The organism is Halorussus sp. MSC15.2 (assembly GCF_010747475.1).
Lineage (GTDB): Archaea > Halobacteriota > Halobacteria > Halobacteriales > Haladaptataceae > Halorussus.
In genome coordinates, this window is the sequence record NZ_VSLZ01000003.1 from 13,360 (window position 1) to 36,293 (window position 22,934).

22 protein-coding genes, 1 other RNA gene and 1 pseudogene are annotated in these 22,934 nt (G+C 66.5%); 12 read left to right on the plus strand and 12 right to left on the minus strand.

Annotated elements, in window-relative coordinates; genetic code table 11:
* Nucleotides 1-8 precede the first annotated feature (8 nt).
* Nucleotides 9-908 (minus strand): bile acid:sodium symporter family protein, encoded by a 900-nt coding sequence (locus FXF75_RS11325; protein ID WP_163522011.1) that lies wholly within the window; start codon nucleotides 906-908, stop codon nucleotides 9-11.
* Between the two features lie 87 nt (nucleotides 909-995).
* Here FXF75_RS11325 and FXF75_RS11330 point away from each other — a divergent pair, with 87 nt between their 5' ends.
* From FXF75_RS11330 to FXF75_RS11340, 3 genes are all read left to right on the plus strand, one after another.
* A complete protein-coding gene (locus FXF75_RS11330; RefSeq protein ID WP_163522012.1) occupies nucleotides 996-1,241 on the plus strand; it encodes a YhbY family RNA-binding protein in 246 nt (81 codons plus the stop codon).
* The gene (locus FXF75_RS11335) at nucleotides 1,238-2,122 is read left to right on the plus strand and encodes a mechanosensitive ion channel family protein (RefSeq protein ID WP_375335540.1); all 885 of its coding nucleotides are present in this window, start codon (nucleotides 1,238-1,240) and stop codon (nucleotides 2,120-2,122) included. Before FXF75_RS11330 ends, FXF75_RS11335 begins: the two co-directional genes overlap by 4 nt.
* A gap of 271 nt (nucleotides 2,123-2,393) precedes the next feature.
* Nucleotides 2,394-3,557: a hypothetical protein gene (locus tag FXF75_RS11340; RefSeq protein WP_163522014.1), complete on the plus strand. Its 1,164-nt coding sequence runs from the start codon at nucleotides 2,394-2,396 to the stop codon at nucleotides 3,555-3,557.
* 138 nt (nucleotides 3,558-3,695) lie between these two features.
* Here the strand turns inward: FXF75_RS11340 and ffs are convergent.
* The 3 genes from ffs to FXF75_RS11355 all read right to left on the minus strand — a co-directional run bounded on the left by ffs (nucleotide 3,696) and on the right by FXF75_RS11355 (nucleotide 5,106).
* Nucleotides 3,696-4,008, minus strand: an RNA gene (gene ffs / locus FXF75_RS11345) — signal recognition particle sRNA.
* A 76-nt stretch (nucleotides 4,009-4,084) separates the two neighbouring features.
* The gene (locus FXF75_RS23315) at nucleotides 4,085-4,597 is read right to left on the minus strand and encodes a DUF5658 family protein (RefSeq protein ID WP_309221801.1); all 513 of its coding nucleotides are present in this window, start codon (nucleotides 4,595-4,597) and stop codon (nucleotides 4,085-4,087) included.
* Between the two features lie 89 nt (nucleotides 4,598-4,686).
* Nucleotides 4,687-5,106 carry a hypothetical protein gene (locus FXF75_RS11355; RefSeq protein WP_163522015.1) on the minus strand — a complete coding sequence of 140 codons (420 nt, stop codon included), beginning with the start codon at nucleotides 5,104-5,106 and terminating at the stop codon, nucleotides 4,687-4,689.
* Between the two features lie 82 nt (nucleotides 5,107-5,188).
* Between FXF75_RS11355 and FXF75_RS11360 the strand changes: the two genes are divergently transcribed.
* Both FXF75_RS11360 and FXF75_RS11365 read left to right on the plus strand, forming a co-directional pair.
* Nucleotides 5,189-5,467 (plus strand): DUF5798 family protein, encoded by a 279-nt coding sequence (locus FXF75_RS11360; protein ID WP_163522016.1) that lies wholly within the window; start codon nucleotides 5,189-5,191, stop codon nucleotides 5,465-5,467.
* 92 nt (nucleotides 5,468-5,559) lie between these two features.
* Nucleotides 5,560-6,540: a PLP-dependent cysteine synthase family protein gene (locus tag FXF75_RS11365; protein ID WP_163522017.1), complete on the plus strand. Its 981-nt coding sequence runs from the start codon at nucleotides 5,560-5,562 to the stop codon at nucleotides 6,538-6,540.
* 477 nt (nucleotides 6,541-7,017) lie between these two features.
* Here the strand turns inward: FXF75_RS11365 and FXF75_RS11370 are convergent, their stop codons facing one another.
* Nucleotides 7,018-7,740 carry an HAD family hydrolase gene (locus FXF75_RS11370; RefSeq protein ID WP_163522018.1) on the minus strand — a complete coding sequence of 241 codons (723 nt, stop codon included), beginning with the start codon at nucleotides 7,738-7,740 and terminating at the stop codon, nucleotides 7,018-7,020.
* A gap of 55 nt (nucleotides 7,741-7,795) precedes the next feature.
* Nucleotides 7,796-8,206, minus strand: a complete 411-nt coding sequence (locus FXF75_RS11375) for a CoA-binding protein (RefSeq protein ID WP_163522019.1) — start codon at nucleotides 8,204-8,206, stop codon at nucleotides 7,796-7,798.
* Nucleotides 8,207-8,314: 108 nt separating this feature from the next.
* Here FXF75_RS11375 and FXF75_RS11380 point away from each other — a divergent pair, with 108 nt between their 5' ends.
* Nucleotides 8,315-8,956: an SdpI family protein gene (locus tag FXF75_RS11380; protein WP_163522020.1), complete on the plus strand. Its 642-nt coding sequence runs from the start codon at nucleotides 8,315-8,317 to the stop codon at nucleotides 8,954-8,956.
* Nucleotides 8,957-8,989: 33 nt separating this feature from the next.
* Here the strand turns inward: FXF75_RS11380 and fen are convergent, their stop codons facing one another.
* The 3 genes from fen to FXF75_RS11395 form a co-directional block, all read right to left on the minus strand.
* A complete protein-coding gene (gene fen, locus FXF75_RS11385) occupies nucleotides 8,990-9,973 on the minus strand; it encodes a flap endonuclease-1 (protein ID WP_163522021.1) in 984 nt (327 codons plus the stop codon).
* 61 nt (nucleotides 9,974-10,034) lie between these two features.
* On the minus strand, nucleotides 10,035-11,465 hold the full coding sequence (locus FXF75_RS11390) for an FAD-dependent oxidoreductase (RefSeq protein ID WP_205427519.1): 1,431 nt from the start codon (nucleotides 11,463-11,465) through the stop codon (nucleotides 10,035-10,037).
* A gap of 223 nt (nucleotides 11,466-11,688) precedes the next feature.
* Nucleotides 11,689-12,345, minus strand: a complete 657-nt coding sequence (locus tag FXF75_RS11395) for a GNAT family N-acetyltransferase (RefSeq protein ID WP_163522023.1) — start codon at nucleotides 12,343-12,345, stop codon at nucleotides 11,689-11,691.
* 187 nt (nucleotides 12,346-12,532) lie between these two features.
* On the opposite strand from FXF75_RS11395, the gene FXF75_RS11400 reads away from it, so the two are divergent.
* The 4 genes and pseudogenes from FXF75_RS11400 to rad50 all read left to right on the plus strand — a co-directional run bounded on the left by FXF75_RS11400 (nucleotide 12,533) and on the right by rad50 (nucleotide 17,744).
* Nucleotides 12,533-13,114 carry a class I SAM-dependent methyltransferase gene (locus FXF75_RS11400; RefSeq protein WP_163522024.1) on the plus strand — a complete coding sequence of 194 codons (582 nt, stop codon included), beginning with the start codon at nucleotides 12,533-12,535 and terminating at the stop codon, nucleotides 13,112-13,114.
* A gap of 26 nt (nucleotides 13,115-13,140) precedes the next feature.
* Nucleotides 13,141-13,557 carry a DUF3054 domain-containing protein gene (locus tag FXF75_RS11405; RefSeq protein WP_163522025.1) on the plus strand — a complete coding sequence of 139 codons (417 nt, stop codon included), beginning with the start codon at nucleotides 13,141-13,143 and terminating at the stop codon, nucleotides 13,555-13,557.
* A 160-nt stretch (nucleotides 13,558-13,717) separates the two neighbouring features.
* The gene (gene mre11 / locus FXF75_RS11410) at nucleotides 13,718-15,082 is read left to right on the plus strand and encodes a DNA double-strand break repair protein Mre11 (protein ID WP_163522026.1); all 1,365 of its coding nucleotides are present in this window, start codon (nucleotides 13,718-13,720) and stop codon (nucleotides 15,080-15,082) included.
* Nucleotides 15,079-17,744 (plus strand): annotated as a pseudogene (rad50, locus tag FXF75_RS11415) (DNA double-strand break repair ATPase Rad50). The gene mre11 and the pseudogene rad50 overlap by 4 nt, the downstream one beginning before the upstream one ends.
* An 85-nt stretch (nucleotides 17,745-17,829) precedes the next feature.
* Here rad50 and FXF75_RS11420 read toward each other — a convergent pair.
* The 3 genes from FXF75_RS11420 to FXF75_RS11430 are packed head-to-tail and all read right to left on the minus strand — an operon-like array spanning nucleotide 17,830 to nucleotide 18,998.
* Complete coding sequence (locus tag FXF75_RS11420; protein WP_163522027.1) at nucleotides 17,830-18,267, minus strand: hypothetical protein; 438 nt, start codon at nucleotides 18,265-18,267, stop codon at nucleotides 17,830-17,832.
* Between the two features lie 25 nt (nucleotides 18,268-18,292).
* The gene (locus tag FXF75_RS11425) at nucleotides 18,293-18,763 is read right to left on the minus strand and encodes a hypothetical protein (protein WP_163522028.1); all 471 of its coding nucleotides are present in this window, start codon (nucleotides 18,761-18,763) and stop codon (nucleotides 18,293-18,295) included.
* 49 nt (nucleotides 18,764-18,812) lie between these two features.
* Nucleotides 18,813-18,998 carry a hypothetical protein gene (locus FXF75_RS11430; RefSeq protein ID WP_163522029.1) on the minus strand — a complete coding sequence of 62 codons (186 nt, stop codon included), beginning with the start codon at nucleotides 18,996-18,998 and terminating at the stop codon, nucleotides 18,813-18,815.
* Nucleotides 18,999-19,135: 137 nt separating this feature from the next.
* On the opposite strand from FXF75_RS11430, the gene FXF75_RS11435 reads away from it, so the two are divergent.
* Nucleotides 19,136-21,871, plus strand: a complete 2,736-nt coding sequence (locus tag FXF75_RS11435) for a DNA-directed DNA polymerase (RefSeq protein ID WP_163522030.1) — start codon at nucleotides 19,136-19,138, stop codon at nucleotides 21,869-21,871.
* Between the two features lie 157 nt (nucleotides 21,872-22,028).
* Entirely contained in the window at nucleotides 22,029-22,925 is an 897-nt protein-coding gene (locus tag FXF75_RS11440; protein WP_163522031.1) for an ABC transporter ATP-binding protein, read from the plus strand.
* Nucleotides 22,926-22,934 lie beyond the last annotated feature (9 nt).

Genomic DNA, 22,934 nt, shown 5'->3' on the forward strand with positions numbered 1-22,934 from the left:
TCTCCGGTTCAGTCGGCGAACCGGCGAGCGAGGACCGCGCTCGTCGCCATCTCGACGACGCCGAACAGTACTGCCGGGAGCGACGCGCTCGCCGGGAACCCGGCCGCGGTCACCAGCGCGGCCGCGACCGCGAAGTCCCGCATCCCGACCGAGAGCGTCCCGGCGACCCGGGCCGGACCGTCGGCCGACCGCGTGCCTATCCACCCGAGCGCGTAGCCCGCGAGGTTGACCGCGAGCGCGCCCGCACCGACGGAGACGAGGAGGTCCGTCTCCGTGCGAATCAGGTCGGCGTTGGCCGCGGTGACGCCGCCGATGATGAGAATCACCATGACCGCAGAGACCGACGCGTAGTACTCCTCGTACGTCCCCACGCGCCGGTCGTAGCGCGTCCGCACGCCGACCGCGAGTACCATCGGGACGACGACCGCGACCAGCAGGCTCTCGGCGATGCGCCAGCCGTCGATTTCGACACCGGACCCGAGCAGCAGCGTAACCGCGACCGGCGTGAAGATAGTACTCCCCGCCCCGATGACGACGAGCGCGGTCGAGGCGAGCGCGGTGTCGCCGTCCGAGAGCGCGGTCATCGTCGGCGTCACGAGTTCGGGCGTGACCGCACCGAGCAGGACGAACCCGGCGACGAGGTCGGGACCGAGACCGAGGGCGCGAGCGACCGCGAACGCGACCGCGGGCATCGTGACGTGGCCGACGAGGATGCGACCGAGCGCCGACCGGTCCACCGCCCGGAAGCGGTCGGCCGAGAGGGTCAGCGAGACGCTCCCGACCATCACCGCCAGAATCGGCGCGGAGAAGTCGGCGACGACCGCCAGTCGGGGTTGGGCGACGCCCAGTGCGACCGCCGCGAGAATCCACGCGAACAGGTAGTCGTCGACGACTTCGGTAACTCGCATCGACCGCCGATTGACACGAGAGGCCGAAAAAACCCGTCCCCGTCGTCCTCCACGTGCTTTAAGTTATTCGGCTCCTCAGAACGTGGTATGACAGACGAAGACCTCCGGAAGCAGGCCCACGACACGGACGTGACCGTCTGGGTCGGCAAGTCCGGTATCGACGCGGTCACCGACGAACTCGCCGACCAGTTGGCCGACCGCGAACTGGTGAAGGTCAAGTTCCTCCGGGCCGCGCGCGGCGGCACGACGACCGACGAACTCGCCGAGGAACTGGCCGACGAGGTGGACGCCGACCTCGTGGAGACGCGAGGCAACACCGCAGTGCTGCACTGATGGTCGACCCGCTGCCATTCCTTGACCGCGTCCTCGACACGGGGTACGCGACGGCCGTCACGCAGGCCATCTACTTCGTCGTGTCGTTCGTCGCTATCTACGTCGTCGGCCGACTGACCGTGATTCCGCTCGTCGGACGCTTCCTCGACCGGCGGGACCTCGACAGTCACGCCAAGCGACCGCTGGTCAAACTCACGAAGTTCGCCGTCGTGTTCGTCGCCATCTCGGTCGCGTTCGGGTTCGCCGACTACGGCAACTTCCTGACGGCGCTGGCGACCATCGCGGCCGCGGCCACACTCGCCATCGGATTCGCGATGCAGGACGTCATCAAGAACTTCGTGGCCGGCGTGTTCATCTACACCGACAAGCCGTTCAAAATCGGCGACTGGGTGGAGTGGGACGGCGGTAGCTACTCGGGTATCGTGGAGGACATCGGTCTGCGCGTGACCCGCGTCCGGACGTTCGACAACGAACTGCTGACGGTGCCCAACTCCGCGCTGACCGACGGCGTCATCAAGAACCCCGTCGAGGGCGACCGACTCCGACTGAAGTTCCTGTTCGGCATCGGCTACGATGACGACATCGACCGCGCCACCGAGGTCATCGTGGAGGAGGCCGAAGCCCACCCCGACATTCTGGACGACCCCGCGCCCTCGGTCCGCCTCACGGAACTCGGCGACTCGTCGGTCGGTCTCCAGTCGCGCATCTGGATAGCCAACCCCTCCCGGAGCGACTACGTGAAGACTCGCGGGGAGTACGTCACCGCGGTCAAAGAGCGATTCGACGAGGAAGGCATCGACATCCCGTACCCGAACCGGACCCTCGAAGGCGGACTCGAACTGACGAGCGTCGAAGACGTGGTCGAAGCCGCGGACGACTGACCCCTCTGCAGAAGGCGGTTCTCTTTTCCCGGACTCGACGGCGATTCTCCTATCGACACGGCCCCAGCTACGGCCACGTCGCACCCGAAAACTGGAATGTGGCTAGAAGCGGCCGACCGCAGCGACGAAAGCCAACAACTAAGGCGGGGATTTGAGACTCTGCCACCTGCATGGCACGCGAGCGGTTGGAGAATCCGCCTCCACGAGTAGCAGGTAGTATCGACCGCGCTGGCACCGAACCTCTCCCGTCTGCGTCCGGTGGCCCGCCGCGATGAGGCGCGTCGCAGTGCTCGCGCTCACCGCACTCTTGGTGAGCGGTGCGAGTACCGGGGCGCTCGCGTTCGTTGACTCCGACGCCGACGGGGTCTCGGAGTTCCGCGAGTTCTTGGGACCGACCGACCCGACGGTCGCCGACACCGACGGTGACGGTCTGGACGACGGGACCGAACTCGAACGCGAGTCCGACCCCACGGCCGCCGACACCGACGACGACGGACTGAACGACCGCGAGGAGTCCGCGGTCCACGAGACCGACCCCGTTAATGCGGACACGGACGGCGACGGACTCGCCGACACGGCAGAGGTAAGCGAGTATCCGACGAGTGCCACCGTGAGCGACACGGACGGTGACGGATTCGCCGACGCCGACGAGGTGACCGAGCGCTCGACCGACCCGACGGTCGCCGACACCGACGACGATGCGCTGGACGACGGTCCGGAGGTGCGCGAGTACGGAACCGACCCGACGGTCGCCGACACCGACGCCGACGGTCTCGGCGACGGCGTCGAGGTTGGGACCGGGTCGGCCTTGGCGAAGGCCGACCCCCTGCGAAAGGACGTGTTCCTCGAAATCGATTACATGCGCGGAACGACCGTTCCGGAGTCGAAACTGGAACGCGTCGAGCGCGCGTTCGCGAACGCCCCGGTCACCAACCCCGACGGGTCGAGCGGAATCGCGCTCCACGTCCGCGTGAGCGACTCGCCCGTTTCGGCGGAGTCGAAAACGTCGCTGTCGGAGTACTCGAACACCTACTATCGGTCGGCGTACGACACGGCGGGGAAGGGGTACTTCCACGCGCTCGTCGTGAAAGAGGTTCCCGACGAGTCGGGCAACCGAGTCGGTCTCACTTCGACCGGCAACTCCGGGATGATAATCGAGGACCGGCCGAGTCGAGTCCGCGTCACGAAGACTATCATGCACGAACTCGGACACAACCTCGGTCTCCATCCGGACGAACACCGCGGGATAGACTCCTACGAGGTCCAGCCGAAGCGATATCCGAGCGTGATGAACTACCATCGACTCGGCGGGTGTGACTGTCACTACGACTACTCCGACGGGACCCACGGTCCGGACGACTTCGACGACTGGGGCCACATCGCGTCCGTACTCGACGAACAGGCACCGAACGCGAGCGACGCGACGACGCCCTGACGTTCGTCGGTCTATAGACGAACCAGACGAGTTCCCGATTTTTCTGAACGACCGGGCGCTGTCGAACGACGCATCTCCAGTCGCGTCGCTGTGTAGGTGACACCACCGTCTCCGTAGTGACGTGAGAATGCAGTATGAATGCGGACAGCCGGAATTGCCCGGCGTTCCGCGTCGGGGAGTCCCGGTCGCGTCCTCCACCCCGCAACCCTGCGAGCGATAGCTGTCCAGTGGTCCGCTGCTCGCTTCCGCGCCTGGCGGATTACCACCGGCTAACTCCGACTGCGACACTCCTGCGAGTGCCCGCCGGAGACCGCTATCCCCGCAGGACGAGGCTTCGAAGTTGGCTTCCGGGGCCCGGCGCGGTCTGACCGGACGCCTCCGGGGTTCGGTCCCCGCTAAAGGCCATAGTGCGGGAGACGAGCAGGGCCTAACTGCCCGACCTAGTCCATCTACAAGTAAGCGGGTGCGGACTTAAGGGCTTTTCGCAAATCGCGCGACGGGAGAGTTCCGTTCGGCGAGACCGACGGTCAACTGACGACGAGGATGGCCCAGACGTTGCCGACGACCACGAGCAGGCCGACGAGGAGGAAGACCGCGCTCCCCGCGCGGAACGTCCGGCGAGCGTCGTCGGTGAGACCGGGCAGGAGGAGCAGAACTACCGCCGTCATCGCCTTCAGTAGGACGAGTCCGCCGAGACCCGCCTCCGCGATAATCGCGGCGGCGACCGGGTTGACCTCGTCGAGTCCCATCGCCATCCCGACGCCGGTGGTTATCACGTCGCCGACCATCACCGCGACCACCACGCCGAACAGGAGCGGCGAGACGTACCCCCACCACGACCGGCCCTCGTCGCGGAGGACGTACTCGCGGTCCTCCTCCAGAAGGAACTCGTCGTCCCGGAGCATCCACCGCTCGCGCGCTCGCTCGGACTCCGCGAGGTCTCCAACCCCGTCGGCTCCGCTCCGAGCGTCGCCCGACGCGCGGTTCCAAGGCGTCGCGTCTCCCCGCGCGCCGGTCCCGGGGGTTTCGTTCTCGGACACGACGCCGACTACCGGCGCGTTCGGCTTTGTTATGCATCGGCTGACACCGATTCACGCACGGTCTGTGAGGGAGTAATCGGTCGCTACCGCTACAGCACGTCGTTGGCGAACCACCCGGCGGTGGCCGCGACCGCGAAGGCGGTCGCGAGGAGTAGCCAGCGGTGGTAGTCGAACGCCGCGACTGAAGTGAGACTGCCGACGAGTCCGCCGACCTCGACGGCCCACCAGAGGACGAGTAGCGTCATGAACCCGCCGAGGACGACCGTCGCGCCAGCAGCGGTCGGCGGGTCGGTCCGACCGTTGCGACCGGCCGCGAAGACCACGACGGCGACCATCGCGAACAGGCCGACAACGAGGTGAATCGGGAGGAACGTCGGCGCGCTGTAGTAGACGCCGACTTCGGGCGCGTCGATGAGGAAGTACGGTGCGACGACCGCGACGAGTACCGCCAGCGCGGCGACGACGCCGACAGTCGGGGCGGGCGTCTCGGGCAACCGTTTCTGCGACATACCCGACAGTTCTCCGGTGGCATCAAAAAGACCGGCGGTCGAGTCGGAAAAGTCACGTATCGGGCGACACAACGTATCGAGCATGGGATTCGGAAGCACGGCCAAGAAGGTCCAGAAGCTGGCCGACACCGCCGAGAAACTGTACGGCAAACTCAACGAACTCCGCGAGCAGGTCGCGGAGATGCGCGAGAAGTTGGACTCGACCAGCGAACGCGTCGAGCGACTGGAGCGCGAGAACGCCCAGCAGCGCGCGCTCCTCGAAGCCATCGCCAAGGAACAGGGCATCGACCCCGCGGACGTCGAAGCCGAGAGCATCGAGGGCGGAGACACGGAAACCGCGGCCGACGAAGCGGAAGCGTAGCGGTTCGGAACTGACGCCGACCCCAGATTTCGCCACCCCCGAGAGCGCCACACAAAAAAAGGTTAACCGCCTTCCCAACTTTTGCCTACCCGATGACAGACCACCGGACGCCCCTCGATTCCGTGTTAGACACGGTGGGCGAGACCCCGCTCGTCCGCGTGCAGGCGGCACCCGACGAGGTGCCGGTGTACGCCAAACTGGAGTCGTTCAACCCCGGCGCGAGCGTCAAGGACCGCATCGGCGAGTACATGGTCGAACAGATGCTGGAGCGCGGCGAGTTGGAACCCGGCGGCACCGTCATCGAACCCACCGCCGGGAACACCGGCATCGGGTTCGCCATCGCCGCGGGCCAACTCGGCGTAGACGCCGTCTTCGTCGTCCCGGAGCGGTTCAGCGTCGAGAAACAGCAGTTGATGGACGCGCTCGGCGCGGAGGTCATCAACACCCCGACAGAGGACGGCATGGGCGGGGCCATCGACCGCGCCCACGAACTCGCCGAGGAGATGGACGACGCCGTGGTCCCCCAGCAGTTCTCGAACCCCCTCAACGTCGAGGCCCACTACGAGACGACGGGACCGGAAATCTTCGAGGCGTTAGACGGCGAGGTCGGCGCTGTCGTCGCCGGGACGGGCACGGCGGGGACGCTGATGGGCATCGCCGAGTACGCGCTGGAACAGGACCCCGACACCCACGTCGTGGCGGTCGAACCCGAGGGGTCGCTCTACTCCCAGACGAAGGGCGAGGACGTGGAGGAGGCCGAGTACAAAATCGAAGGCATCGGCACTCACGACCCCGCCACGAACGAACTGTTCGACCCCGAACTCGTGGACGAGGTGCTACAGGTCCCGGACCGGCGCGCCCACGACGAACTGAAACGTCTCGCGCGCGAGGAGGGCCAACTCGTCGCGTCCAGCGCGGGCGCGGCCAGCGCGGCGGCCCGGCACGTCGCCGAGCGCATCCGCGACGGCGAAATCGACGCGCCCCACGACTCGGTGGCCACCGTCTTCCCGGACTCCAGCGAGCGCTACCTCTCGAAGGGCATCTATCGCTCGTTCGAGGAGTGGGAAGGGTAGTCGGCGCTGGCGAGGTGCGGTCCACGGTTTCAGTAACGCGGTTGCAGAATTGGCATCGGTCACAGGTGGCTTCCTTCGCATCTTCTCGACGACTGTGGCTTTCCTCGACGACGATTCGGAGGACACCAAGGATTCAGCAGACGCGGCGACCCGACCGACAGCGACGACACCGCAGACAGCACCGCGAGTTCGTGCGTGAGCCACGGAGTTACCGCACGGCCTCGCACCGCGACCTCGAACCGCCCCGGCATCCTGCGTTTCTCGGTCGTCACTTCGCTCCTCCCTGCGATACTCGTCCACCGGAGGACGCAGTGCGTCCTTCGAGCAGTCGGTCGATTCTCTCCCGACGACCTCGCACGCACGGGCGTGGCACGCAGGCCGCGCTGGCGTGCGCCTGACAAGTATTAGATAATCAGCGCGCGCCGGAGAAGAGGGGTCAGCGCGCCCCGAAGTCGCACTTTCGTCCGTCGCCTCGGGTCACGCCCACGGCGGTGTTTGGAGGTCGTGCATCGACTCGATGGTGTGGTGGGGCGTGTGGTCGGCGGTCGCGTCGGGTTGTTCGAGCCACACCGACCGGACGCCCGCGGCGTGCGCGCCAGCCACGTCCGCCCGGAGCGAGTTGCCCACGTGGACCGTCTCGTCGGCCGAGGCGTCCATCGCCGCGAGGGTGCGATGGAAGTGGTCCGGGTCGGGCTTGACCGGGCCGTCGGGTTCCGTGAACGTCATCGCGTCGAAGTAGTCGGCGATGTCGAGGGCGGCGAGTTTCGCGGTCTGGGTCTCGCGGTCGCCGTTCGTCACCAGCGCGAGGTCGTGGTCGGCGGCGAGGGCGTCGAGCGCCGACGCCGCGCCGGGCAGGAACTCGACCGCGGTCGGGTCCGGGTCCTCGTAGGCGCGGGCCACTGCGAGCGCGTCGGCGGCGGCACGGCCCTGCTCGTCGGCGATGCCGGTGAAGCACCGCTCGCGCAGTTCGACCGCGGAGTCGGCGGTCACCGTCGTCAGCCACCGCCGGAAGTCCTCGGTGTCGAAGAAGGGTTCGACACCGGCCCGGTCGAAGGCGTCGGCGAGTCGCTCGCCGGTCGAACGCGTATGCTCGCAGATGGTCTCGTCTAAATCGAGGAAGACCGTCGAGACGTCGGCGTCGGCATCGGCATCGGAGACATTGGCGTCGGAAGAGGCGTCGGCATCGGAAACGTAGTTCATTACCGGCGTCTACGCTCTCGGTGGCAAAAAGGGGTTCGTCGGTCGCCCGGCGTCCTCACGCGACCAGTCGCTGGTGTTCGACCTTGATGCACTTGTCTTGGACGACCCGCCGCCCGGCGTCCTCGGCGCGCTCGGCGGCCTCCTCGTCGGCGATACCGAGTTGGGTCCAGACCACGGCCACGTCGTCGCGGTCGAGCGCCTCCTCGACGATGCCCGACACCTCGTCGCTCGGTCGGAAGACGTCTACGATGTCCACCTCCTCCTCGACCTCGGAGAGCGAGTCGTAGGTCTCCCGGCCGAGAATCTCGTCGGCGGTCGGGTTGACCGGAATCACCTCGTAGCCGTTGTCGAGCAGGTACTTCGGAATCTCGTGGGCGTCCTTGCCGGGCGTGGACGAGCATCCGACGACCGCGACGCGCTCCATCCCCAGAATTTCGCGCAGTTCGGCGTCGCTCTGTACGGGCATACCTCACGTGAGGTCGTCTGCGTGCAAAAGGATTGAGGTTGCAGTAAGACCGGCCCGCGGACCCGCCTCGACCGTACCTTTATATCTGATAACGGACAACTCCCGGACATGAGCCTCCGACGCAGTCACCTCGTCGGCATCGCCCTCGTGGGGGTCTCGGCGCTCCTCAGCCTCGTCGCGTACCCCGAGATGCCCGCGGAGATGGCGACCCACTGGAACGCCGCGGGCGAGGTGGACGGCCGGACGCCGAAACTCGTCGCGCTCGCGGCGTTTCCGGCGCTCCTCGCCGCCACGCTCGCCGCGTTCGCCGCGCTCCCGCGAATCGACCCGCTGGGCGAGAACGTCGCCGAGTTCCGCGAGCAGTACGACACCTTCGTCGCGCTGTTGCTCGGATTCCTCGCGTACCTCCACCTGCTGGTCGTCGCCGCCAACGCGGGCTACGAGTTCGGGATGATTCGGGCGCTCGCGCCCGCCGTCGGCGCGCTGTACTACTACGTCGGCGTCCTCTCGGAGCACGCCGAGCGCAACTGGTTCGTCGGTATCCGAACGCCGTGGACCGTCTCCAGCGACGAGGTCTGGGACCGGACCCACGAGCGCGCCGCCCCGCTGTTCAAACTCGCGGGCGTCGTCGCCGCGACGGGTGCGCTCGTCCCGGCCTACGCCGAGTTGTTCCTCGCGGCACCGGTCGCGGCGGTCGCGCTGTACGCCACGGCCTACTCCTACGTGGAGTACCGGCGGGTCGGCGCGTAGCGCCGAAGCGAGACAGAGTCGCGTTCGGCCGTCCTACGTCCAACTGTCGAGACCGGTCTGGACGACCGACTCCTCGATGCGCTCGAAACCGCGTTCGACCTCGTCGGCGTGGACGCCCCACTCCTCGACCACGTACTCCCGGGCGGCGTCGAGGTCCGGGTCCATCTCGGCGTCGAACTCGTAGTCGTCGCTCACCGTCGGGTTCAGGAACAGTTCCCGAATTACGTCCACGTCCTTGTCGATGCTCGCGCCGCGGGCCTCCAGCACGCCCCAGATGTCGCCGTGTTCCTTGACGCCCTTGAGTGCGGTCTTCGGACCGATGCCCGAGACGCCCTCGTTGAAGTCCGTGCCACAGAGGATGGCGATATCGACCAACTGCTCCCACGTCACGTCGTGTTCGTCGAGCGTGGCCTCGAAGTCCATGAGTTCGGGGTCGCCCTTGCTGGTGAGTTGGCGGAGCGTGAGCGGTGCCCCGAGCAGGAGCGAGTCGTAGTCCTCGGTCCCGCAGTAATCGACCGCGCCCGTCCGATTCATGTGCGCGGCCTGCGACTCGCCTTCGCCCGGAGCCTCGATGTAGGGCACGTCGAGGCGGTCGAACAGCTCGCGCGTCGTGCGCTGAATCGTGTCGGTGAGGCGCTGGGTGTGGGCGTCGAGTCGGGCGACTTCGACAGCATCACCCGCCTCGCGGGCCTCCTCCAGTTTCTCCTCGCGCTTCTCGCGCTCCTCGCGGCGCTGTTCGATTTCGGCGGTCTTGTGGTCGGTCACCGCGCCGTCGAAGACGAAGACTGGCGTCAGGTCGTTCTCGAAGAACTTCGGTAGGCCTTGCACGACGCCGACGAGGTTTGCGACTTCGGTCCCGTCGTCGGTGGTGTACACCTCGTCGCTCGTCCACTTGACGGTCGTCGTGAGGTACTTGTAGAGCCAGTTGTGCGCGTCCACGGCGACGACGCTCCCCTCCAGTTCCTCGAAGGGGACCTCCTCCAGCACTGCGAGTTGACGTAAATCAGAGTTTCCCATTAGGTGACGGTAGGCTTCGCGGGGGTTTGAAAGCTACTGCTCGGCGCGCCAACACCGGGACTCACTCCCAGCGACTCGGCAGTTCCTCGTTCGCGGGACCGTCCAACACGTCGCCGTCTATCGAGAACCGCGACCCGTGACAGGGGCAGTCCCACGACCGCTCGCCGTCGTTCCAGTGGACGATACACCCCATGTGGGTGCAGACCGCCGACCTGACGTGGAGGTCGCCCTCCTCGTCGCGGGCCACTGCGAGCGGTTTCCCGTCGCGCCGCACCACCTCGCCAGCGCCCGGTGGAACCGTCTCGTCCGCCGTCCCGAGCAGTGCCTCGGCCCAGTCTCGGGTGAACTCCTTGCCGACGTTGGCGTTCTCGGTGACGAGTTTCTTGCCCGCCGCGCCGGGGTCGATGCGCTCGGGGTCGAACGTGTGCGCCCAGAGGCGGTTCGGGTCGCCGCGGGCGAACTGCGCCAGCAGCATCCCCGCGGCGGTCCCGTTGGTCATCCCCCAGCCGCCGTACCCCGTCGCGCCGTAGACGTTCTCGTACCCCGGGCCGAGTCGCCCGACGTAGGGAATCTTGTCCGCCGAACTGAAATCCTGCGTGGACCACCGGTACTCCACCGACTCCACGTCGAAGTGCTCGCGGGCCTGCCGTTCGAGTCTCCGGTAGCGCTCGGTCGTCGAACCGCCCTGTCCGGTCTTGTGACTCTGGCCGCCCACGAGAGTTAGGTTCCCCTCCGCACCGGGATACGGGCGCACCGAGAAGTACGACTGGGACTTCCGGTAGAACATCCCCTCGGGCGGTTCCTCCGCGAGGCGGACGCCGAGGATGTACGACCGATGCGGGAACTGTCGGGCGAAGTAGGCCGCCGGGTCCTCGATGGGGAAGTGGGTCGCGACGAGGACGGTGTCGGCGGTCACGGTGCCGTGCGGAGTTTCGACCTCGCAGGGCGACCCGTCACCGATGCCGGTCGCCTTCGTGTTCTCGAAGACGTGACTTCCCTCACCGGGAATCTCCTCGGCGAGGTCCAGCAGGTACTTCCGGGGATGGAAGTGGACCTGCTCGTCGAACCTGACCGCGCCCGCGCTTCGCCCGGGGAACGGCGGGTCCTCGACGAACGCGGCGGGGAGACCCAGCGACTGGGCGACCGACACCTCGCGTTCGACCTGACCGCGCTTTTTCTCGTCGGTGACGTAGGTGTAGGCCGGAAGCCGGCCGAAGTCGCAGTCGATGTCGTGGCTCTCGACGCGGTCCGCGATTTCCTCGACGGCGGCCGAGTTGGCCTCGGCGTACCCCTGCGCTCGTTCCCGGCCGTGTTTCTCCAGCAGTTGGTGGTAAATCAGCGAGTGCAGCGACGTGACCTTCGCGGTGGTCTTCCCCGTAACTCCTTCGACGATTCGACCCTTCTCAAGCAGTGCGACGTCCTGACCGGCCTCCTTGCAGTGGACCGCCGCGGTCACTCCAGTGATGCCGCCGCCGAGGACAACCGTGTCCACTCGGCGGTGCCCGTCCATCGTCGGAAAATCCGTCCGAGGCGTCGTGTCCATCCACAGCGATTCGTGGCGCCCCCGTAGCGAGTCTCGTTCACTCATTCCCAGAACCCCCGGATTCGATACTGGTTCGACGCCGCTCGGTTTAACCCCGGTGGCCAGCGCGGCCGCTGTCCGTCGAGGTCGGGTCGTATCGCACTTCGCGTGGTCTGAGTAGGGGAACGGCGGGTTACGGCGACTCGACTCGCTCGGGCGGGTCGGCGTGGGACTTCGCGGCCAAGAACGACCGCTCTTCGTCCGCGAGGCGGTCGCGCTCGCGGTAGACGTCCAGCCCTGACTGGTAGCGCTCGCGCGACCGGTCGCCCGGCAGGGCAAGCACCAGTTCTGCGAGACCGGTCTGCTCGCCGGTGTAGCCGAACCCGGCCTTGTAGAGGGCGTGGTACGCGAAGGCGTTGTTCACCGCGATTTTCACGCGGTCGTACTCTCGCTCGCGGAGGCGCGCGGTCGTGAACCGGGCGAGGCGCGCGCCCAGACCCTCCCCGCGGCGGTCCTCGCGGACGGTCACGTACCGAAGCCACGCCGTCGCCGGGTCAGTCCGGTCCTCGTTGAACGCGACGGCGGCGACGATTCGGTCGTCCTCGACCCAGTCGCGGTCCCGTTCGGGGTCTCGCCCGGAATCCACCTCGCGTTCCCCGGACCCGTCGTCTGTCTCGACTTCGCGTTCGTCGGTTCCCTCTCCGTCACTGTCCCCGTCTTCTCCCTCGTCCTCGCGCACGACCGCCTTCCCCGTGTTCGACATCACGAACTTCCCGGCGTAGCTGAACTCGCGGTGGTCGAGTCGTATCTGGGGACCGTCCTCCGGCCATCCCACCAGCGAGTACTCCATGAGTCCGGTTTCGGTTTCGCGCGGTAACTGTGCTTCGCTCGGGTCCCCGTCCAGATTTCCGTCTCCGTGGTCCAACTTGTGTTCCGACGAGCCACCCGATTGCCCGAGTCGCGACTCCCGACCTGCAATCGACAGTCACGCCGACCGGAGTCCGGTTTTTTTGCCGTCTCGGCACGTCGTCTCGACCATGAGCCACGCGCTTGGCGACACCGCCACCTTCGACCGAACGGCCCGGTTCTACGACTGGTTCGCGCCGACGCCCGACGCCGCCGAGTTCCGCGACGCCCTCTCGTTCGCCGACCGAGAGGTAGAACGCGTCCTCGACGTGGGCGGGGGAACCGGCCGGGGCGCGAGCGCGCTCGGCGTCTCCGAGCGCATCGTCGCCGACGCCGCCGAGGGCATGACGCAGCAGGCGCGCAGGAACGGGTTCGAGGCGGTCCGGGCCGACGCCGCGACCCTCCCGTTCGCCGCAGAGGGCGTCGATGCGGTCCTCGTCGTGGACGCGCTCCACCACTTCGGCGACTACGAGCGCGCCGTCGCGGAGGCGGCGCGCGTCCTCCGGCCCGGCGGCGTCCTCGTGATTCGGGAGATAGACCCGACGTCGCTGGTCGGCCGAGTCGTCGAAGTCGGCGAACACCTCTACGGCTTCGATTCGACGTTCTTCGCGCCCGAGGACCTCGGCCGGGCGGTCGCCGACGCGGGACTCGACGCCAGATTCCGGACGTCGGGGTTCGAGTACACCGTCGTCGGGCACGCATCGCGGGAATGATAATCGCCCGGGTCTAAAGCGGCGCCATGAGCAACGCCGACGGACTCCTGCGCTCGCGGGTGAACCGCTCTCCGGGTACGGCGCGCCTCGCGCTCGGCGACCTGTTGGTGATGGTCGGATTCCTCGTGATGGGCGAACTCCGCCACGGGGTGAACCCCGTCACGATGCCGGGCCGCGTCGCGGGCACGATAGCCCCGTTCCTCGCCGGGTGGGTCGTCGCCGCGTTCGTGGTGGGGACGTACGCGCCGGGCGCGACGCGAACGGTTCGGACCGCGGTCCAGCGAGCGGCCGGGGCGTGGGTCCTCGCGGCCGCTATCGGGTTGGCGCTTCGCTCGACAGAAGTCTTCCACGGCGACGCGCCGTGGACCTTCGCGCTCGTCGTGACCGCCACCGGCGTCGTCTTCTTCTCGGCGTGGCGCGCGACGGTGGCGTCGCTGCGCTGAGGGGCCGCGCGCCGGGCGGACCAACGTTTATAGGGGAGAGCGCGCGATGCTCGGGTATGACGACCGTCACGACGAGTCGGCGCGGACGGAGTCGAGAACGCCGTCGCCGGGTTGCACCGTCACGGAACGCCTTTAGGCACCGGACGCAAACGACGAATCGATGACACGGGTGATACACACGGGGGACACCCACCTCGGGTATCGGCAGTACCACTCCCCCGAGCGACGGGAGGACTTCCTCCGGGCCTTCGAGCAGGTGATAGACGACGCCATCGCCGAGGACGTAGACGCCGTGATTCACGCCGGAGACCTGTTTCACGACCGTCGCCCCGACCTCGACGCCCTCCACGGAACTATCTCGATTCTGGGCCGACTCCGGGACGCCGACATCCCCTTCCTCGCTATCGTCGGCAACCACGAGGGGACGCGGGGCCGCCAGTGGCTCGACCTCTTCGAAATGCTCGGTCTCGCCACGCGACTCCGCGACGAACCGGAGGTCGTCGGCCAGACCGCGTTCTACGGTCTCGACCACGTCCCCAAGTCCAAGCGCGACGACCTCGACTATCGGTTCGAGGGACACGACCGACCCCACGCCGCGCTCGTGAGCCACGGCCTGTTCCAGCCCTTCGACCTCGGCGACTGGGACGCCGAGGAGGTGCTGACCGAGGCCAACGTGGACTTCGACGCGATGCTGCTGGGCGACAACCACAAGCCCGGGACGAAGGAGGTCGCCGACACGTGGGTCACCTACTGCGGTTCGACCGAACGGTGCAGCGCCGACGAGCGCGAGGACCGCGGCTACAACATCGTCGAGTTCGACGGCGACGTGACCATCACGCGCCGGGGACTCGACGCGACCCGCGACTTCGAGTACGTAGAAGCGGACCTCGCCGAAGACGAAGGTATCGACCGCGTGCGCGAGAAACTCCGGGAGCGCGACCTCGAAGACGCCGTGGCAATCGTGGAAATCGACGGCGAGGGCGAACAGGTCACGCCCGCCCGCGTCGAGGAGTTCGCGCTGGAAGCCGGTGCGCTGGTCGCCCGCGTCGCGGACCGCCGCGAGGTCGAGGACGACGAGGGCGAGGTCGAAGTCTCGTTCGCCGACCCCGACGACGCCGTACGCGAACGCGTCCGCGACCTCGGCCTGAGCGAGGCCGCGCGCGGTATCGACGAGACGGTCCGGGCGAGCAAAATCGCCGACTCGAACGTCCGGGAGTCGGTCAAGGGCCGCGTGAGCCAACTGGTCGAGGACGGCGACCTCTCGGCGTTCGAGTCCGCGCCGGACGACGGAGACGGTTCGGCGAGAGCGGGAGGAACCGACGACTCCGACGGCGGAGAGAACGAAGCGGACGCCTCGACCGGCGAGAGCGGAGAGAGAGCGCCCGACCCGGACGACTCCGAGGCCGTGCAAGCAGTCGCCGAGGCCGCAACGGAAGTCGACGCCGACGCGGACGCCGAAGCGACGGGTGACTCCTCGCCCGAGGAAACCGGAGAGAGCGACGGAACGCTGGAGGAGTACCTATGAAGTTCGACCGCGTTCGCCTCCGGAACTTCAAGTGCTACGCCGACGCCGACCTGCGACTCGACCGCGGCGTGACCGTCATCCACGGCCTGAACGGGAGCGGAAAGTCCTCGCTGCTGGAGGCCTGCTTCTTCGCGCTCTACGGCGCGAAGGCCTTGGACCGCACGCTGGACGACGTCGTCACCATCGGCGAGGAGGAGGCGGTCATCGAACTCTGGTTCACTCACGACGGCGGTGACTACCACGTCCGGCGGCGGATTCGGGCGACCGGCGAGCGCGCCACGACCGCCGAGTGCGTCCTCGAGACGCCCGACGACACCATCGAGGGCGCGCGAGACGTCCGCGCCGAGATTACGAAGCTCTTCAGGATGGACTCGGAGGCGTTCGTCAACTGCGCGTACGTCCGGCAGGGCGAGGTTAACAAGCTCATCAACGCCTCTGCCGGGCAGCGCCAAGACATGATAGACGACCTCCTCCAACTCGGCAAACTGGAGGAGTACCGCGAGCGCGCCAGCGACGCCCGACTGGGGGTCACGTCGGTGCTCGACGACAAACGTGGGAGCCTCTCGGAGTTGGAGAGCCAAATCGAGCAGAAGGAAGAGAAGAATCTCCACGCTCGCCTGAACGACCGGAAGTCCGACCTCAAGGAGGTCGAGACCGAAATCGAGCGCTTCGAGGACAACGAGGAAACCGCCGAGCGAACCCGCGAGCAGGCGGTCGAGATACTGGAGACCTACGAGGAGAAACGCGAGGAGTTGGAGTCGCTGTCGGAGGACATCGACGAACTCGAAGGCGAAATCAGCGAGACCGAACAGCAACGGACCGAACACGGCGAGCGCGTCCGCGAACTCCGCGAGCGCGTCGAGGACTTCGAAGCGGACGTCGCCGATTTGCTGGCGGAGACCGACCTCGATTCGGCCGACGAGGACGCGCTCGACGCCCGACTGGACGAACTCGACGCCGAAGACGAGGACCTCGCGGCGGACCTCAACGACGCGCGGACGCAGGCCCAGATGTTCGACACGCAGGCCGGGAACCTCGCCGAGAAGGCCGAGGAACTGGAAGGGCGGGCGGCGGACAAGCGCGAGCGCGCCGAGACGCTCGAAACCGAGGCCGACGACGCCGAGTCCGACCTCGAAACGCGCCGCGAGAAACTCGACCAGTTGAGCGACGACATCGCGGCCGAGAAGGCGGCGTTCGAGGACGCGCCCGTCGAGTTCGGGGACGCCGACGCGCACCTCGAAGACCGACGCGAGGCTCAGACCGACCTCCAGAGTCGCATCGAGGACGTGAAAGCCGACCTCAAGAGCGCCCGCGACAGCGTGTCCGAGGCCGAACAACTCCTCGACGAGGGCAAGTGTCCCGAGTGCGGCCAACCGGTGGAAGACTCCCCGCACGTCGATACGCTGGCCGAGGACCGCGAGCGCGTCGAGGAACTGGAGACCGAACTGGCGGACCTCCGCGAGGAGCGCGAGACCGTCGCCGACGAACTCGACGAGGCCGAGCGCCTGCGCGAGGCCGAGCGCGAGGTCGAGAATCTCCGGGACCGCCGCGAGAACTTCGAGCAGTTGGTCGCCGACAAGCGGGAGTCGGTCGCCGAGAAGCGCGAGGAGGCCGAAAACCTCCGCGAGGAGGCCGACGACCTCGACGCCGACGCCGCGGACAAGCGCGCGGACGCCGACGAACTCCGGGCGAAGGCCGAGGACCGCGAATCGAAGGCCGAGGAACTCGAAGCCGAGCGCGAGCAACTCGCGGCCAAACGGGAGCGATTGGAGGAGATTCGGTCGCTGCGCGACCGAATCGAGGACGCGGAGGACGACATCGAGCGCCACCGCGAGAAGCGCGCGAGTCTGGCGGAACAGAACGACCTCCGGCGCGAGCGCCTCGCCGAGAAGCGCGAGCGCCGGAGCGACCTCCGCGAGAGCTACGACGACCAGAAGGTCGAGTCGCCCGCGAGGACAAGCGCGAGGCCGAGGAGTATCTGGAGAAAGTCGAGGTCAAACTAGACCAACTCCGCGACCGGCGCGACGACCTCCAGAGCGAAATCGGCGGCATCGAGAGCGAAATCGAGGAACTCGAACACCTGCGCGACCGACGGGAGCGACTCGCCGAGCGCGTCGAGTCGCTGGAGTCGCTCCGCGACGAGACCGAGGAGCTACAGGAGATGTACGGCGACCTCCGGGCCGAACTCCGCCAGCGCAACGTGGACCAGTTGGAAGCGATGTTGAACGAGGTGTTCGACCTCGTGTACCAGAACGACTCGTACGCGCGCATCGAACTCGATGGCGAGTACGAACTCACCGTCTACCAGAAGGACGGCGAACCGCTCGACCCCGAGCAACTCTCCGGCGGCGAGCGCGCGCTGTTCAACCTCAGCCTCCGGTGCGCCATCTACCGACTGCTCTCGGAGGGCATCGAGGGGACGGCTCCGATGCCGCCGCTCATCCTCGACGAACCGACCGTCTTCCTCGACTCGGGTCACGTCGCCCAACTCGCGGAACTCGTCAACTCGATGCGCGAACTCGGCGTCGAGCAGATTGTGGTCGTGAGCCACGACGACGAACTCGTCGCGGCGGCCGACGACGTGGTGTGGGTCGAGAAGGACTCGGTGTCGAACCGCTCCACCGTCGAGCGTCGGGAGAGTCTGTTGGAAGCGGCGGACTGACGACGAAACTCGACGGCTGCCGGGAGGAGATTGACAGACTGACGACGGTGGTTTCTCCCTTCGAATCGAGAGGTGCCGAGAAATACTACGGGTCGCCTCTTTCGCCGGTGAGCAGTGCGAGACCCTCGTCCGCTCGGTCGGTCGTCCCGTAACCGCGCTCACCCAGCACGCGAGTCTCCTCGACGAGTCCGGCGGCGCGGAACTCCGTCAACAGACCGAGCAGGTCGCTCTCGCAGAGGTCGGTGGCGTCGAGCAGGTGGCGGACCGAGTGGGGGCCGCGCTCGCGCAGGTCCACGAGCAGGCCGAGCGCGCGTTCGTCCGGCGTCGCGGTCAGGACGCGACGGGCCGATTCCGGGACGGCGCGGGCCGCCGCCGCCAGCGCCGACTCGCCGGAGGCGGGTTCGAGTTCGTCGCTGTCGCGGTAGCTCTCTTCCCCTGTCTCGGGGTTCCGGACTTTACAGGCGTCGCTCGACTCCTTGAGGAGCAGGTAGACGGTCCCGGAATCGTCCCGGACGGTTCGCATGGCCGGTCGTTGGCGCGGCGCGCGGTTAGTCCTTCTGGAGTTCGGCGTCGTCGGACGTTTCGTCCGGAACCTCGCGCTCGGAGTCGTCTGCGTCGGTCGCCCCACCCTCGTCGTCGTCCGCGTCGGTCTCCCCGTCGGCGTCTCCGGACGTGTCGGTCGCCTTCCGATAACCGTACCACCCGCGGGCGAAGGCGAACGCGCCCACTGCGAATATCGCGCCGCCGAACTCCCACCGGCCCTCGAAGCCGACGAGCATGATACCGAGGCTCATCCCGAACAGCGCGACGTTGAACAGCAGCACGAGCGACCAGAACTCCTTTTTCACCTCGGTGGGTGCGTCCTCCTCCGACGGGACCGACACCTGCGGCGGGTCCGGAGCGAGACCCTCGGAGGGGTCGTCGGGGAGCAAGTCGGTTTCCGCCTCCGGCGGGTCCTCGGGCAGTAAGTCGGTGTCCGGCGGGTCGGTGTCGTCCGGCGTCGAGTCGTCGGGAGCCACTGTTCGACAGTCGAAACGGAACGAGGAAAAGCGCTTCGTCCCGCCGTCCTCAGAGTTGTTCGTTAAGTGTGAGCGGTTCGCCCGCCTTCAACCACGCCAACGGGTTGTCCGCGTCGTAGAATACGACCCCGTCCTCTGTCTGATATGACTCGACAGTCGCTTCCGCGTCGTCGGGTTCCGGAAGCGCCGCTTCCGCACGGTCCAGCTCGTCGCTCGGGTTGACGTGGTCGGACATAGGCGTCACCTCGTCCCATGGTATGCGTTAACACGTTATATGTCTTTGCATTCAGGAAACCGTTTCGTCGGTCGCGTGACTCGCCGCGGTCCGCCGAAAGCGAGGGTTTTTAGCCGAAAGCCCCAAACCCCGAATACATGAGCGATTCGGGGTCTACGACGACACTTACCGACTTCTCCGACGGTGGTGACGACGAGCGCGACGCCGAGGCCGAGGCACGCGCCGTCGCCGGAGGCGACCACCAGCGCGCCGACGCGGTGGTCGGGGACGACGACTGGCTTCCCGACCCTGAGGGCGAAGTCGAACTCTCGGTCGTGCAGGTCGATTACACCGTCGAAGGCTCTGGCGACGACGAGGAACCCGTCGTCCACGTCTTCGGTCGCACGGACGACCAGCGCTTAGAGCACGTCAAGGTCTACGACTTCGAGCCGTATTTCTACGCACCTGCGGAGAACGTCGACGACGAGCGGATTGCACAGTACGACGGGTTGGTCACCTACCGGGAGACCGACGAGCACGGCGACCTCTTCGAGTCCATTCGTGGCGAGCGCCTCGTCAAAATCATCGGTCGAACGCCGCGAGACGTCGGGCAGGTCCGTGACGAGTTCGACCACTACGAGGCCGACATCCTGTTCCCGAACCGCCTGCTCATCGACAAGGACATCAAGAGCGGCGTCAGGCTCCCCGAGCGACGCGACGACGACGGGGACATCCGCATCTCTCACGAGGAAATCGAACCCGTCGATGCGAACGTCACGCCGCGGGTGAACACCTTCGACATCGAGGTCGACGACCGGCAGGGCTTCCCCGAGGACGGCGAGGAGACCATCGTCTGTCTCACCTCTCACGACTCCTACCGCGACGAGTACGTCAACTGGCTCTACCAGTCCCCGGCAGGCGTCGACGGTCCCGCGGCACTGGCCGGGTACGACCCCATCGAGGACGACTTCGAGGCCGACGTCCGAGTGTTCGAAGAGGAAGAAGCGATGCTGGAGGCGTTCGTCGAGTACGTCGAGGAGACGGACCCGGACATCCTCACGGGCTGGAACTTCGCGGACTTCGACGCGCCGTACTTCCTCGACCGGATGGAACAGCTTCAGGGGTCCCACCACGACTACGACCTCGACATCGACCGCCTCTCGCGGGTGAACGAGGTCTGGCGCTCTGACTGGAACGGTCCCGACATCAAGGGACGGGTCGTCTTCGACCTGCTGCGGGCGTACAAGAGCAACCAGCGCACCGAACTGGAGTCGTACCGCCTCGACGCCGTCGGCGAGGTCGAACTCGGCGTCGGCAAGGAACGCTACAGCGGCGACATCGGCGACCTCTGGGAGGAGAACCCCGAGCGCCTGCTGGAGTACAACCTCCGGGACGTCGAACTCTGCGTGGAACTCGACCGCAAACAGGACATCGTCGCCTTCTTCGAGGAAGTGGCGTCGTTCGTCGGGTGCAAACTGGAGGACGCCCCGACGGCCGGGGACGCCGTGGACATGTACGTCCTCCACAAGGCCTACGGCGAGTTCGCGCTCCCGTCCAAGGGCACCGTCGAATCCGGCGAGGAGTTCGAGGGCGGTGCGGTCTTCGAACCCATCACGGGCGTCCGAGAGAACGTCTCGGTGCTGGACCTGAAGTCGCTGTATCCGATGTGCATGTGGACTGTCAACGCCTCGCCGGAGACCAAGGTCGACCCGGAGGAGTACGACGGCGAGACCTACCGCACGCCGACGGGCCAGCACTTCCGGACCGAGCCGGCCGGGATGATGCGGGAGATGATTGAGGAGTTGCTGGCCGAGCGCGAGGAGAAGAAACAGCTCCGCGACCAACACGAACCCGGCACGGAGGCCTACGAGCGCTACGACAACCAGCAGGCCTCCGTCAAGGTCGTGATGAACTCCCTGTACGGCGTGTCGGGGTGGGACCGCTTCCGCCTGTACGACAAGGACAACGCCGCGGCCGTCACGGCGACCGGGCGCGAGGTCATCAACTACACCGAGGAGACGGTCTCCGATTTCGGCTACGAGGTCATCTACGGTGACACCGACAGCGTCATGCTCGAAATCGGGCAGGACGTCGCCAAGGACGAAGCAATCGAGAACTCCTTCGAACTCGAAGAACGAATCAACGAGTCGTACGACAACTTCGCCCGCGAGAACCTCAACGCCGAGGAACACCGCTTCCAAATCGAGTTCGAGAAGCTCTACCGGCGGTTCTTCCAAGCGGGGACGAAGAAGCGCTACGCGGGCCACATCGTCTGGAAGGAGGGCAAGGACGTAGACGACATCGACATCACCGGCTTCGAGTACAAGCGCTCGGACATCGCGCCCATCACGAAGACGGTCCAGAAGCAGGTCATCGACATGATTGTCCACGGCGAGGATTTGGACGATGTGAAAGACTACGTCCACGACGTCATCGAGGACTACCAGAACGGGAACGTGAACCTCGACGACGTCGGCATCCCCGGCGGTATCGGGAAGCGACTCGACGACTACGACACCGACACCGCGCAGGTCCGCGGGGCGAAGTACGCCAACCTCATGCTCGGCACCAACTTCCAGCGCGGGAGTAAACCGAAGCGCCTCTACCTCGAAGGAGTCCACCCGGACTTCTGGCAGCGACTGGAGACTGAGGAGGGGTTCGACCCGAGCGGTAATTCGCGCGAAGACCGCCTCTATCGGGAGTTCAAGAAGGACCCCGACGTAATCTGCTTCGAGTTCGCCGACCAAGTGCCGCCGGAGTTCGAGGTCGATTGGGACAAGATGCTCGACAAGACGCTCCAAGGACCCATCGAGCGCATCCTCGAAGCGCTCGACATCTCGTGGGACGAAGTGAAGTCCGGCCAAGAACAGACCGGACTCGGCAGTTTCGTCTGACGAGAGGTCGGCGCCGACACCCCGTGTCGTCGTCTCGCGGGATAGTTTTTCACAATCCGAAAAGTTATTTTCCGACCTGCGAAACCATTTACGTGGGAATGCGAAAGCATTATGAGACGCACAGCCCTTTCTCCAAACGACTTAGGTGAACCTAACAATGGCAACGCTTGAACTCAAAAATCTACATGCAGAGGTCGTCGAAGCCGACGAGAAGATTCTCAACGGCGTCGACCTCGAGGTACAGTCCGGCGAGATTCACGCCCTGATGGGTCCCAACGGGAGCGGGAAGTCCACCACGGCGAAGGTAATCGCGGGCCACCCCGCCTACGAGGTGACCGAGGGCGAAGTCATCCTCCACCTCGACGACGAGGACGTCCCCGAGGACAAGCAGTCGTGGAACCTGCTCGACCTCGAACCGAACGAGCGCGCGGCGCTCGGCGTCTTCCTCGGCTTCCAGTACCCGGCCGAAATCGAAGGCGTCACGATGGTCAACTTCCTCCGACAGGCGCTCAACGCCAAACTCGAAGAGCGCGAGGAACTCTTCGAGGACGACGAGGAAGCCGAGGCCGAAGCGGAAGAGGAGGACGCTGGCTACGAGACCAGTCCGATGGAAGGTCCCGCCGACGAGGGCGAGGTCGACGTCGCGGAGTTCCAGCAGATTCTCTCGGAGAAGATGGACCTGCTCGACATGGACGAGAAGTTCGCCCACCGCTACCTCAACGCCGGATTCTCCGGCGGTGAGAAGAAGCAGAACGAGGTTCTGCAGGCCGCCATCCTCGAACCGTCCGTCGCGGTGCTGGACGAAATCGACTCCGGTCTCGACATCGACCGCCTGCAGGACGTCTCGAACGGCATCAACGCCCTGCGCGACGAACAGGGGACCGGCGTCCTCCAGATTACCCACTACCAGCGGATTCTCGACTACGTCGAACCCGACCACGTCCACGTCATGCTCGACGGCGAAATCGCCATGAGCGGTGGCGCGGAACTGGCCGAGAAGCTCGAAGACAAGGGGTACGACTGGGTCCGCGAAGAAGTGTACGAGGCTGCGTAAGGTGATAGC